At 68.2% G+C, this 11349-nt stretch carries 14 protein-coding genes; 4 read left to right on the forward strand and 10 right to left on the reverse strand.

Annotated elements, in window-relative coordinates; all coding sequences use genetic code 11:
• Positions 1-110 precede the first annotated feature (110 nt).
• Positions 111-599, reverse strand: coding sequence for a pyrophosphohydrolase domain-containing protein (locus B8V81_RS09625; protein ID WP_028598664.1), 489 nt, complete (start codon positions 597-599; stop codon positions 111-113).
• Positions 600-864: 265 nt separating this feature from the next.
• The gene (locus tag B8V81_RS09630) at positions 865-1569 is read right to left on the reverse strand and encodes an O-methyltransferase (RefSeq protein WP_101808220.1); all 705 of its coding nucleotides are present in this window, start codon (positions 1567-1569) and stop codon (positions 865-867) included.
• Positions 1570-1762: 193 nt separating this feature from the next.
• Between B8V81_RS09630 and B8V81_RS09635 the strand changes: the two genes are divergently transcribed.
• From B8V81_RS09635 to B8V81_RS09645, 3 genes are all read left to right on the forward strand, one after another.
• Entirely contained in the window at positions 1763-2320 is a 558-nt protein-coding gene (locus B8V81_RS09635) for a dihydrofolate reductase family protein (protein WP_028598663.1), read from the forward strand.
• A gap of 78 nt (positions 2321-2398) precedes the next feature.
• Entirely contained in the window at positions 2399-2950 is a 552-nt protein-coding gene (locus B8V81_RS09640) for a GNAT family N-acetyltransferase (protein ID WP_028598662.1), read from the forward strand.
• A gap of 24 nt (positions 2951-2974) precedes the next feature.
• Positions 2975-3895 carry a LysR family transcriptional regulator gene (locus B8V81_RS09645; protein WP_101808221.1) on the forward strand — a complete coding sequence of 307 codons (921 nt, stop codon included), beginning with the start codon at positions 2975-2977 and terminating at the stop codon, positions 3893-3895.
• On the opposite strand, the gene B8V81_RS09650 is transcribed toward B8V81_RS09645, so the two are convergent.
• From B8V81_RS09650 to B8V81_RS09665, 4 genes are all read right to left on the reverse strand, one after another.
• Positions 3862-4383 carry a DUF6886 family protein gene (locus B8V81_RS09650; protein ID WP_028598660.1) on the reverse strand — a complete coding sequence of 174 codons (522 nt, stop codon included), beginning with the start codon at positions 4381-4383 and terminating at the stop codon, positions 3862-3864. The two genes, B8V81_RS09645 and B8V81_RS09650, sit on opposite strands and share 34 nt — an antisense overlap.
• Positions 4380-5546 carry a GNAT family N-acetyltransferase gene (locus B8V81_RS09655; RefSeq protein ID WP_180968410.1) on the reverse strand — a complete coding sequence of 389 codons (1167 nt, stop codon included), beginning with the start codon at positions 5544-5546 and terminating at the stop codon, positions 4380-4382. Before B8V81_RS09655 ends, B8V81_RS09650 begins: the two co-directional genes overlap by 4 nt.
• The gene (locus B8V81_RS09660) at positions 5543-6211 is read right to left on the reverse strand and encodes a type 1 periplasmic-binding domain-containing protein (RefSeq protein ID WP_028598658.1); all 669 of its coding nucleotides are present in this window, start codon (positions 6209-6211) and stop codon (positions 5543-5545) included. Before B8V81_RS09660 ends, B8V81_RS09655 begins: the two co-directional genes overlap by 4 nt.
• Before the next feature lie 67 nt (positions 6212-6278).
• Positions 6279-6869, reverse strand: coding sequence for a uridine kinase family protein (locus tag B8V81_RS09665; protein WP_052333161.1), 591 nt, complete (start codon positions 6867-6869; stop codon positions 6279-6281).
• 94 nt (positions 6870-6963) lie between these two features.
• Here B8V81_RS09665 and B8V81_RS25195 point away from each other — a divergent pair, with 94 nt between their 5' ends.
• Complete coding sequence (locus B8V81_RS25195) at positions 6964-7137, forward strand: hypothetical protein (protein WP_153784348.1); 174 nt, start codon at positions 6964-6966, stop codon at positions 7135-7137.
• A 215-nt stretch (positions 7138-7352) separates the two neighbouring features.
• Here B8V81_RS25195 and B8V81_RS09670 read toward each other — a convergent pair whose 3' ends face one another.
• The 4 genes from B8V81_RS09670 to B8V81_RS09680 all read right to left on the reverse strand — a co-directional run.
• Positions 7353-7982 carry an ECF transporter S component gene (locus tag B8V81_RS09670; protein WP_028598657.1) on the reverse strand — a complete coding sequence of 210 codons (630 nt, stop codon included), beginning with the start codon at positions 7980-7982 and terminating at the stop codon, positions 7353-7355.
• An 85-nt stretch (positions 7983-8067) separates the two neighbouring features.
• Positions 8068-9987, reverse strand: coding sequence for an ABC transporter ATP-binding protein (locus B8V81_RS09675; RefSeq protein ID WP_043111211.1), 1920 nt, complete (start codon positions 9985-9987; stop codon positions 8068-8070).
• On the reverse strand, positions 9960-10847 hold the full coding sequence (locus B8V81_RS24765; RefSeq protein WP_146000472.1) for a CbiQ family ECF transporter T component: 888 nt from the start codon (positions 10845-10847) through the stop codon (positions 9960-9962). The genes B8V81_RS09675 and B8V81_RS24765 overlap by 28 nt, the downstream gene beginning before the upstream one ends.
• Positions 10847-11349 (reverse strand): DUF4430 domain-containing protein (locus tag B8V81_RS09680; protein ID WP_146000473.1); only part of this gene is annotated, 503 nt, incomplete at its 5' end. The genes B8V81_RS24765 and B8V81_RS09680, both read right to left, overlap by 1 nt.

The following is an 11349-nucleotide window of genomic DNA, read 5'->3' on the forward strand; positions in this document are numbered from 1 at the left end:
CAAGGATGGGGCGCACCGCCCATCTCCCGCAGTCCCTCGGCGGGCGGGAACGCCAAAAAGCGGAGCCGCTGCCGGCTCCGCTTTTTGGCGTCCTCACCTATCCTCCCGCTTCAGCCAACCGAGCCCGCACGCTCGCGCTGGCGCTCGATCTCGGCGATCAGCTGCGGCTCGGGCGCCTGCCAGCCCGCCGGCTTGGCGACCTTGCCCTGCTCGTTGTAGATCGGCTTGCCGTCCGGACCGAGCTTGGCCATATTGGCTCCATGCACGATCTCGAACAGCCGCTGCGGCTCCACGCCCATCTCGACGAAGGTGCCGAGCGCGAAGTACATCAGGTCGATCAGCGCGTCCGCCTGATCCTCGACTGTCTCGGCGGCAAGGAATTCAGCCAGCTCCTCGGCCATCCAGGACGCCCGCGCCAGCGCTCTGCCGCCTTCGCCGCGCAAGGAGGCGGCCTTCATTCGCCCCGCCAGCTCTTCAGTCGCCGCAGCCGCTTGGGCTACAGCGTCTCCTTCGCCCCGGGCAGCCATCGACGGCGCTGCCGCCACCGGCGCTCCGAACGCCGCATGGAACTCCTTGACTTGCTCATAGTGCTTGTTCATGCCTTTCCCAGCCCCTTAAATGAACGATTTCAACGTTGTTCATTGTACCATCCGGCGAGGCATTGGAGAATCTTGCGGCGGGATCGGGTGAAGGGGGCATGGATGTTGCGAGCGAACAGGAAGAACGACCCGCCATTCGCGCCATGAACAGTCAACGCACCGATACATTGACGCCGCTAACGGTCGTCGCCGTGCGTCCGTCGCCCGGACGTCCGAGCGGACGCTTCGACTTCCCGCTGCCGCCCACGCGAGCCGCCCCGCCGCTTCATGCGTCGAGAAGGCTCCTGTCCTGCTCCAGCCCGTTCACGATCGCCACCGCAAAGCCGTCGTAGCCTTTGCCGCCTACCGTCTGCAAGGCCGCGGCCGACAGCCGGCGATCCGCGCCCAGCTGCTCCAGGAACTTGCGGATGCCCTGCACGCGGGGATCCGTGCTCTTGCCGTCGACGACCTCCCCGCCTCGCACGATATTGTCGGCGATGATGACGGTTCCCGGACGGGACAGCCTCAGCGCCCGCTCCAGATAGACGGGATTGTTCGGCTTGTCGGCGTCGATGAAAATAAAGTCGAACGGCTTTTCCCCATCGGCAATCAGCTCGTCGAGGCTGTCCAGCGCCGCTCCTTGCCGCACCTCGACGAGCCGCTCCAGCCCGGCGCGGCGCAGGTTGCCGCGGGCGAGCTCGGCATGCTCCGCCTCCAGCTCGAGCGTAATCAGCCGTCCGTCCGCCGGCAGCGCTCCCGCCAGCCAGATCGTGCTGTAGCCGCCGAGCGTGCCGATTTCCAGCACGCGCCGCGCCCCGCTCAAACGCGCGAGCAGCTGCAGCAGCTTGCCTTGGCTGCGGGAGACGTCGATCGCCGGCAGTCCCGCCTCGCGGTTCGCCAGCAGCGCCGCGTCCAGCGCCTCGGCCTCCGGCTCGCTTCCGCACAGCCTTTCCTCCAGGTAACGGTCGACATCCTTCCAGATTCGTTTCATGCATGCCCTCTCCCTTGACTCCGAGTTGAAGCCGGCTTCATGTCTCTAGGGTATGCGAACGCAATCGATAAGTATAATATAAGATTAGAAGAGATCCATAATTGAAAGTAATGAATAAAGCAGGCTGGAATAAGCCGAAAGATGTCCTATTCCTCGCTTATGATCAAGCTCAATCCAAAAAGGAGCTGAGCCCATGGGACGCAACATCATTCTCGATCTGGCCGTGACGCTGGACGGATTCATCGAAGGCAAGCAAGGGGAGACGGACTGGTGCATCATGGACCCCGACATGGAGTTCCTGGCGTTCCTGGATCGGATCGACACGATCCTGTATGGAAGGAAAAGCTACGAGCTCTGGGGAGAGCATGCCCCGTCGGACGACGCGGCGCCGAGCGAGAAGGAGCTGTGGACGGCCGTCCACAGCAAGGAGAAGTACGTTTTTTCGACGAACCGGAACAAGGCCGCTCGCGGCGCCGTCTACATCCATGACTCCGTCGGCGAGAAGGTCGCCGAGCTCAAGCGGAAGCCGGGGAAAGACATCTGGCTGTACGGCGGAGCCGGCCTGATCGCCACGTTCATCGAGCAAGGGCTCGTGGACGAATACCGGCTGTCGGTCCATCCGGTCGCGCTCGGAGCAGGCAAGCCGCTGTTCACGGAGATGAAGCAGCGGCTGGAGCTGGAGCTGATCGAAGCGAAGACGTTCTCCTCCGGCGTCGTCCAGCTCATCTACCGCCGCCAGCCGGAGCAGTAGCCGCAAGAAAGGCCCGCCCGGGCGCGGCAGGAATCGACCGCGTGGAGTCGAATGCTACGGCGAGAGGACGGTGCGACGATGTACATCTGGCAAGGAAGCAAGGTTCGGCTGAGGCCGATCGAGCCGGAGGACTGGGAGCTTTTTCACGACAACGACCTGGATTCCGAAGGAGCGCGCGCGGCGGATGCGGTGTACTTCCCCCGCTCGGAGGAGGGCACTCGCCGCTGGGCGGAAAAGAAAGCCGAGGAGGAGCCGCAAGGCGACAACATCTCGCTCGCGGTCGAGACGCTGGAGGGCGAGCTCGTCGGCAGCCTGGACGCGCATCACTGCGAGCCGCGCGACGGCAGCTTCCGCTACGGCATCGCGCTGTTCCGACCGCATTGGCGCAGCGGCTACGCGACGGAGGCGGTGCGCCTGCTGCTCCGGTATTATTTTCACGAGCTCCGCTACGAAAAGGCGACCGCCCATGTGTACGCCTTCAACGAGGCGTCGATGCGCTTCCAGGAAGCGCTCGGCTTCCAGCTGGAGGCTCGGCTGCGCGAGCAGATCTTCACGAACGGCCGCCGGCACGACGAGCTCATCTACGGCATGCTGCGCCATGAGTTCGATGCGCGCTTCGGAGAGGCGTGAGCAAGCAAAGGGGGCTTCCATCGAATGAACCTGCACGCGCTGCGCCTGTTCCGCCATGTCGCCGATACCGGCAGCGTCACCCGCGCCTCCGAGCGGATGCGCATCAGCCAGCCGGCGATTACGTCGCAGATCCGCAAGCTCGAAGGCGAGCTCGGCGTCCGGCTGCTGGAGCCCGACGGACGCGGCATCCGGCTGACCGACGCCGGCCGGCAGGTCGACGAGCTGGCTCGGCGGCTGTTCGCCGTGGAGCAGCAGATCGAGCGGCTGGCGCACGGCTACGCTGAAGGCAGCCTGGGCCAGATCCGGCTCGCCGCCACCTATTTGCCGGCCAACTACTTGCTCCCGGCCTGGCTCGCCCGCTTCCGGCAGCGGTACGACGACGTCGAGCTGAGCGTGCGGACGACCAACTCGAGCGAGGCGATGCGGCTGCTGCTCGCCGTGGAGGTCGACCTGGCGCTGTACGGCGGCCTGCCCGAGGTCCATCCGGCGGACATCCGCTCGGAGGAGCTTTTTCGCGACGAGCTCTGGTTCGTCGTCTCTCCCGATCATCGCTACGCCGGCCGGACGGTGCCGCTGGAGCGGATGGTCGCCGAGCCGTTCGTGCAGCGCGAGCCGGGCAGCTCGACCCGCGAGCGGCTGCTGGCGCTGTGCCGGACGCACAGCGTGCCCGAGCCGACGATCTCGCTGCAGTTCAACGGCCTGCATGAGTCGATCCGCGCCGTCGCGGCCGGGTACGGGGCCAGCTTCGTCTCCTCGCTCGTCGTGCGCGACGCCGTGCGGCGAGGCGAGCTGAGCCGCGTCGAGGTCGAGGGCGCGCGGCTGCACAACAGCATCGCCCTCTGCACCCGGCGCGGCGAGCCGCTGCCTCCGGCGGCTGCCGCCTTGGCCGAGCTGATCCGCGGCAGCGGCATTCAGGGAGAAGGCGGCGAGGCGTTGCCGAACTGATGGATGCCGAAGCGCGTCACGGAGGAGCCGAGCAGCGCTTCGCGCAGCGGATGCAGGCTTGGCGTCAGGCGCAGCTCGATGCCGGAGGCGGCCAGCCTTTCCAGCAGTCCCGTCATCCGGGTCACGGAGGACGGGATTTTTTCCATGCGGGAAATGTAGTAGCCGGCGATCTCGTCGAACCGCTCGAAGCCGTCCGCCGGCAGCTCGTAGCGGTACAGCGCCGTCGTCTGGATGCGCTCCAGCCAGCCGGTCTCGACCGTCATGACCGCCGGCGCGGACGTCGCCCCGAAGAAGCGCCGCTCGTCCTCCGCCGCCATGTCCTCGCTCCTCCAGTAGACGATCCTCGGGCAGGCGCGCGGCACCCAGAACGTGAACTCGCGCTCCTCGTCGATCGCCCAGACGACCGGCGGCAGCTCGGTCCGGTTCGCCTTCACCCGCGGGCGGAACGCGCCGATGCCGCTCTCCTCGCTGAAATGATAGAGCTTCATCGGCGGGGCTCCGGCTCACCCTCGCCGTCGCTCCAGATCCGCTCCATTCCGGCGAAGCTGCCGTCCCGGAACGTCAGGCGGTACACGTCCGGCATCGACAGCGACTGCCAGGCGTCGAAGCCGAAGCTCGGATCATAATGAGCGAGCAGCGCCGCCATGATCCGGCCATGCGTGCCGAGGGCGATCGACTCGCCCGGATGCGCGCGCAGCAGGCTCGCTGCTGTTGCCGCGACGCTCCTTTGCGCCTCGCGCAGCGACTCGCCGCCCGGCAAAGCCAGCTCCGGCTGCTCGAACGAACGCCGCATCGCCTCCTGCACCTCCGCCCACGACAGCGCGGCGGACTCGTCCGCCATCGCCCGCTCCCGCAGCGGCTCCAGCTCGACGACGCCGATGCCGAGCGTCTCGGCCAGCGGCCGCACCGTCTGGAGCGCCCGTTCGTACGGACTGGAATAGACGGCCCGAATCGGCCTTGACCGCAGCCGATCCGCGACTCGCCGCGCCTCCGCCCGGCCGGCATCGGTCAAGCCGCGGCTGCGCTCCTCGCCATGGCGGTAGGCCGATTCCGCATGGCGGATGAGGTAGATGAATGTTTCCGCAGCCGGGTCCATGACCGTTTCCGCGGCCGGGTCCGCGGCCGGGGACGGATCGGGACTGGCGGTCGGCTTGAACGCGGAATCGCCCCCGATCGGCGCTTCGAGGCTCCGCTCCCATCTTTCCTCCGTCATCTCCCGACCGGACAGGAACGCCACCCGCTCCTCGACCCGCTCGAAGCCGAAGGAGGCATACAAGGATCGGGCTTGCACGAGCTCCGAATTCGTCCACAGCATGACGCTGCGATACCCCTGCTCCACGCCGAAACGAAGCGCCTCCTCCAGCAGCCGCCTTCCCTGCCCTGTGCCTCTCGCATCCGGATGAAGGAGAAAAAGGCCCAGCTGAGCGGTCGACTCGTCCGCTTTCTTGAGGCAGATCGACCCGAGATGGCGGTCTCCGGACTCCACAATCCATAACGCCTCCCGAGGATCGTCCCGGCCGACCAATCCGTTCACGCTGTCTTCGACGAACGCTCGGAACGAGTCGTCGTAGCCCCGCTCCCGTCCGTACAGCTCGGCGTGCAGCTCGACTACGGCCTGCGCATCGCCGCTTCTGTGCCTTCTCCGCCTCACGCTCGCTCCCCGCTTCCCGCCGCGCCTCGACGCAGCCATGACTCCATCCCGGCCAAGACCATGCGCAGCATGTCCAGCGACTGTCCGGCCTCGCCGGTCTCGAGCGCGTGGTCGGCTCCCTCGGGCTGCAGCAGCTCGATTCCTTCGGCCGCCTCGATGCGGCGCAGCTCTTCCGGGCCGAAGGCCGGATCGTTCGTGCCGGCTACGGCAAGTCCGCCATACTGCAGCATGAACGGGATCGTCTGGGCGAGCGGAGTGAGGAAGAGATGGCGGATTTCCTTTTCTTTGCCCTCCTCCTTCAGCGCCTCCAGCGTCAGGCCGGAGACGACGGTGCCGATGCTTTTGCCGATGAAGGCGAGGCGGTCATACCGCTCCAGCAGCGGCCGCAGCACCTCCGCGCAGTCGGCGCTCGCGGCTGCCGTCATTTCCTCGAATGATTTCGGCTCCCGGCGCGCCGCCTGGTAGCCGTATTCCAGGTTCAAGAGGTCGTAGCCCGCCTCCATCGCCGACTTCCCGGCATAATAAAGCACCGGCATGTCGCAGGAGTAGCCGCGGCCGGGAAACAGGACGGCCAACGAGCGGCTGCCTCCGCCTTCCTGCCGGACCAGGCGGCAGCGGATTTCCGTCCCGCAAGCGGACGGAGCGTGGATCCATTTCTTTTCCATGAAGATGCCCTCCTTTTCGTGGTGGTCACATGGAAGCCGGCATGGCGGCACCATCGCGGAATCATCGCTACTCCACCTTCGTTCTGGTGGAATTCGTCGGCCGCCTCCGCAGCTCCTCCTCCATCCACTCCAGCAGCACCGCCGCTCCCCGTCCGCCGGAAGCCGAGCCGTTCAGCACGAGATCGGCATGCCAGCGGGTCGGCTCGACATAGAGGTCGTGACGGTGACGGACGAGGTCGAGATACTCCCGGATGAGCTGCTCCTGGCTGTAGCGCCCGGGCTTGAACTTGGCCAGACGGCGGGCGAGCCGCTCGTCCGACGGACAGTCGACGAATACCCGCAGGTCGAATCGCTCCCGCAGCCGCTCGTCGTGAAAGGCGAGGAAGCCTTCTACGATGACGGCGTCCCTCTTCTCCAGCGCCTCGTCGAGACGGGCGGACACCGCTCCCCAGTCGACCGCCTCGGGCGTGTTGAAGTCTTCGTAGGCCGCATCGGAAAAAGGACCCTTGCCGAGCGGGCGGACCGGCTTGTAGAAGCGGTCCATTTGCAGGACCTCGAGGCTCCGGCCGGAGCCCGACAGCTGCTCCTGCAGCCAGCGGGCCAGCGTCGTCTTGCCGCTGCCGGTTCCTCCGGCGATGCCGATCGCAAGCGCTTTCACATTTTCTTTCCTCCTTCGTCCTATCGCTCGTCGTCTCCACATATGCTATACCAGCAAGTCCGCTTCCACAACTTGCCGAGAGGGGAAATGACGAATGCCGACCATCCTGCTTCAGCTCTCCTATCTGGTGCTGCTCGTCTGGGCCGTCTACAGCTTCGTCCAGGACTTGAAGATGTCCCGCAAGGATTGGCTGGTGCTGCTGCTTCATCTGGCCGTCGCGATCATCTCGCTGAACTGGCTGCTGGATTCGCTCGGGTATAAGCTCTAGCGCTGAGCCCATGCTTCGGCGGCTCGGCCGCGCCTGGAACGCCGAAAAACCGTTTCCCCGCCACTCGCGGCCGGAAACGGTTTTTTACGGTTGCGCTTGCGCTCGCGGCGGAAAAGCGATGCGCGCAGGGCGGCTCGTCCAGGGCCGTTTTCGGTCCTGATTAGGGGATTGATGCGGCATGCGGCCCAAGTCTGCAGCGTGCCTGCGGCCTGCCGCTACGGATCGAGCAGCCCGTATTTGCGCTTGGCGCGGCCAAGAATCCTCAGCCAGATGCCGGAGAACAGCATCAGGAAAAAGACGTTGCTGAGCGCATGCGCCAGGTCGAACGGAAAGCTCGCCGCATACGAGGCGGCGATCGCCGGCCAGCTCAGGTCGCCGATGAAGCCGAGCAGCCCCCACAGGTTCATGACCCAGCCGAACAGGAAGCCCCAGGCGAAGCCGAACGCCGCCCTGCCCCACGCGCTGCCCATGAGTCGGGTATGGCGCAGCAGCCCGGCGGTGAAGCCGATCATGCCCCAGCTGAACATCTGCCACGGCGTCCACGGGCCTTGGCCGAGGAACAGATTGGAGACGATCGCGGCGATCGCGCCGACGAGAAAGCCGGACTCGGCTCCGAACACGAGCGCCGCCATGATGACGATGAACGATACCGGCTGCACGCTCGGCAGCGCGACGAACGGGATGCGGCTCACCGCCGCGATCGCGCCGAGCATGGCGACGAGCAGCAGCTCCTCCGCCCGCAGCTTCCTCCGCTCGAAGCGGATGAAGAACGGCAGCATCGCCAGCGCGATCATCGCCAGGCTGAGCGGCAAATACAGCTCTCGCCGCCACATCGCCAGCCCCATGAGCGCCAGCGCGCCGAGCAGGCAGAGCGCGTAGACTCCGCCCATGCCGGAGCTGTGCAGCGACGAGCTTCTTTCCGCGGAGCGCTTAGGCATGGCCGAGATCCTTCAGCGTCAGCAGCTCCGGCAGCAGCTCTCCGGCGACGCGCCGGACCGACGTCGTGTAGTAGTAGTTGTCGCTCATGAACGCGCGCGTCGGCTGCAGTCCCGCCATGCGCCCGTCGAACAGCAGCCCGCAGCGGTCGGCATGGGCGGCGGCGAACTCGACGTCATGGCTGACCATGAGCAGCGTCGTGCCGCGCTCCCGGATGCGGCCGAGCAGACCGGCGAGACGATGCTTGGACTCGGGATCGAGCCCTTTGGTCGGCTCGTCGAGCAGCAGCAGCTCAGGCTCGCCAAGCAGCACGAGCAGCAGCGCCAGCTTCTGCTGCTGGCCGCCGCTGATGTCGTACGGATGCCGGCCGCGCAGCCCTTCCAGCTCCAGCAGCGCTTCCAGCTCCGCCAGCGGCGAGGCGGCCTCCTCCAGCCCGAGCCGGCGCAGCCGGTCCTCGAGCTGGGCGCCGACCGTATCGCGGGTGAAATAAAGCAGCGGATTTTGCGCGACGTAGCCGATGCGGCGGCGCAAGGAGGCCGCGCCGCGGGACGGCTCGCGCCCCGCCAAGGCGCTGGCGTCCGGCGAGCCGGGGCCGCGTGCAGCGTCCGCGTCGGCGCCGGCAGCCCCGCCGCTTCGCCCTGCCGGACGCGCGTCTGGCGCGGCCAGGCCGCGCTGCGGCGGCTCGCCGGAGCCTTTGCGGAGCCGCAGCAGGCTGCGCAGCGAGCTGCCGGCGGAGAGCGGCTCGCCGCCGAGCAGGATGCGGCCGCGCTGCGGCTCGAGCGCGCCGGCGATGCATTTGAGCAGCGTCGACTTGCCGGCGCCGTTGCTGCCGAACAATGCCATCCACTCGCCGCGCCGCACCTGCAGCGACAGCCGCGAGAGCACGAGCGGCTCGTCCTTGGCGTAGGCGAAGACGAGGTCGCGGCATTCCAGCAGCGGAGGCTCGTCGGGAGCAGCGGAGGCTGAGTCCCCGCTCGGGGCGGCCCCCGCCGAAGCGGCGGCGCCGGCGCGCTCGGCCGCCATCGCCGCCGGCCCGCCGCCTCGACCGCGGCCGAGCTCCGGCCCGAGGCGCTCCAGCGCATCGCGCAGCCAGGCGCGGCCCTCGCGCACGGTCAGCGGCACTCGCTCCGCCGACGGCGCCAGCGGCTCCGCGCCGAGGCAAAGCCGCGCCGCCGACGGCAGCACGCGAGCCGACTCGGCGCGGCCTTCGCGCCAGATCGCCAGCGCCGCCTCGCGCGGCGGCGCGTCGACCGCGACGCGGCCCTCGCGCAGCAGCACGACGCGACTCGCCAGCGGAAACAGATCCTCGTACCGGTGCTCGGAGATGACGACCGTCAAACCGAGCTCCTCGTTCAGCCGGGCGATCAGCCCGATGAACTCGCGCGCGGCGACGGGATCGAGCTGCGCCGTCGGCTCGTCGAGCAGCAGCACGCGCGGGCGCAGCGTCATGACCGACGCCAGGCTGAGCAGCTGCTTTTGCCCGCCCGACAGCTCGCCGACATCCCGATGCAGCCAGCTCTCGATGCCGAAAAACGGCACGAGCTCCGCCAGCCGCCGCTGGATCGCCGCCGCCGGGTAGCCGAGGTTCTCCATCGCGAACGTCAGCTCCTGCCACGCCGTGCTCATGACGATCCCGCTGTCCGGATCCTGGAACACCAGGCCGATCTCCTCGGCGGAGCGGCGCTCGTCCAGCGCCTCCAGCGGCTCGCCGGCGTAGCGGATGGCGCCCGTCCGCTCGCCCGCCGGCGCGGCCTCGCGCTTGAGCTGGCGCAGCAGCGTCGTCTTGCCCGAGCCCGACGGCCCGCAGAGCAGCACGAACTCGCCTTCCCCGATGGAAAGGCGCACGTCCTCCAGCCTCGGCTCCGCCGAGCCGGCGTAGCGGAAGCTTACATCTTCGATCTGATAAGACGCCAATGCAGCCTCTCCTTTCCGTTCATGAGGACGGGCAGCGCCAGAAAGAGCAGATAGCAGCCCAGATGCACCCAGCCGAGCGGCGTCTCCTGCAACGGCTCGAGCCGCGGGTACGCCTCGTAGGCATGGACGCCCGAGACGCGCCCGATGAGGATGTTGCAGCCGAGCAGCAGCAGCGCCCATAGGAACGCCCAGTCCCGGCCGTCCAGCCGCGAGACGTCGGCGCTGCTGCGCGGGCCGATGCCGTAGCCGCGGGCGCGCATCGACAGCGCGGTCTGCAGCGCCTCCTCGAGCGACCAGGCGACGAGCGCATGCAGCGTCTCCATCCCCTCGCGCAGGTAGCGGCGGCGGCCCATGCCCTCCGGCAGGTCGCCCAGCGCCCGCTGCACGGACCGGATCTCTCCGAGCCGGCGCGTCAGCAGCGGCACGAAGCGCATCGACACCGTCACCGCGAACGCCGTCTGCGGAGCGACCGGCGCGAGCAGGCGCAGCAGACGCCCGGAGTCCAGCACGAGGTTGAACGCCGTGAAGACGAGCAGCAGGCTCAGCAGCGCCGCCGCCGACAGTCCGCCGTACGCGATCGCCTCCAGCGTCACCGGACGGTCGCGCAGATAGAACAGGATCGTCTCGCCGCGGCTGGAGAACAGCGGATTGGCGACGGCGGCGAGCAGCGCGATCAGCAGATACGCGGGCAGGCTCCGGCGCAGCCTGCGGCCGCCGTCCAGCGACAGGTTCAGCAGCAGCGCCGCCGCCAGCGTCGCCGCGAGCAGCACCGGGTGCCTCAGCAGCATGCAGCAGAGCAGCAGCAGCGCGAAGTAGGCGAAAGAGACGCGCGGATGCAGGCTGGCGAAGCCGAAAACCATCAGCCGCCGCCCTGCTGGGCGCTCGGCGCGCCGAGATCGTCGCCGTAGTCGAGCGTGTACCGCCACTCGATGACGTCGCCCGGCTCCACCTTCACCGCGCCGGCGCTCTTGCTCGGGAACTCGCCGCCAACGCTGTACAGCCAGCCGCTGCCCGGTCCTTCATCGAACTGGTACACGTTGCCGATGCCGCTCACGTACGCCCCCGCCCCTTCGCCGCTGTACTCCATCTGCACCTTCGCCGCGCGCGTCGCCCTCTTGAGCACGTCCAGCACGGTGTCGCCCTTCTCGACCGCGATCGCCTGCTTGGACAAGATCGCGCCCGTCTCCGCCGGGCCCGTCACGCTCAAAGACACCGTGTCCGCCCGAGACGGCTTCGCCGCCGGGCTGGCCGCAGCCGAGCCGCCGCCCGGCTTGGCGCCTGAGGGCGGCGGCGCCGTCCTCGCCGGCGCGGCGGACGGCGACGCCCCCGCCGCTGGCGGCGCTGCCGGCGAGGCGGCCGGCC

Source organism: Paenibacillus pasadenensis (assembly GCF_002864175.1).
GTDB classification, from domain to species: Bacteria; Bacillota; Bacilli; order Paenibacillales; family Paenibacillaceae; genus Paenibacillus_O; species Paenibacillus_O pasadenensis.